The sequence below is a fragment of the Pseudomonas viridiflava genome, from assembly GCF_900602065.1.
GTDB lineage: Bacteria > Pseudomonadota > Gammaproteobacteria > Pseudomonadales > Pseudomonadaceae > Aquipseudomonas.
Genome location: NZ_UWFN01000279.1, coordinates 1 through 330, shown reverse-complemented (window position 1 = coordinate 330; position 330 = coordinate 1). Strand labels below are relative to the sequence as shown.

The following is a 330-nucleotide window of genomic DNA, read 5'->3' as shown; positions in this document are numbered from 1 at the left end:
CCAGTTGGCCCACAAACTGCGTGAGCAGGGAGTCGGCCCTGACGTGCGCGTTGGTCTGGCGGCCGAGCGCAGTCTGGACATGATCGTCGGCCTGCTGGCAATCCTCAAAGCAGGTGGCGCTTACGTGCCGCTGGACCCCGATTACCCGCAGGATCGCTTGTCTTTTCTGATGCAGGACAGCGGCATCGAGCTGCTGCTGGCTCAAAATCATCTGATGAATGGCTTACCGGTCCCGGCGAACGTGCAGTGCCTGTTCATCGAAGCCGCGCTGGACGGCTATAGCGCCGAGAACCTGATCAACCATACGACACCGGACAATCTGGCCTATGT

General features: G+C 60.3%; 1 protein-coding gene. It reads left to right on the top strand.

Annotated elements, in window-relative coordinates:
* Positions 1 to 330 (top strand): AMP-binding protein (locus EE949_RS18275; protein WP_164666797.1); only part of this gene is annotated, 330 nt, incomplete at both ends.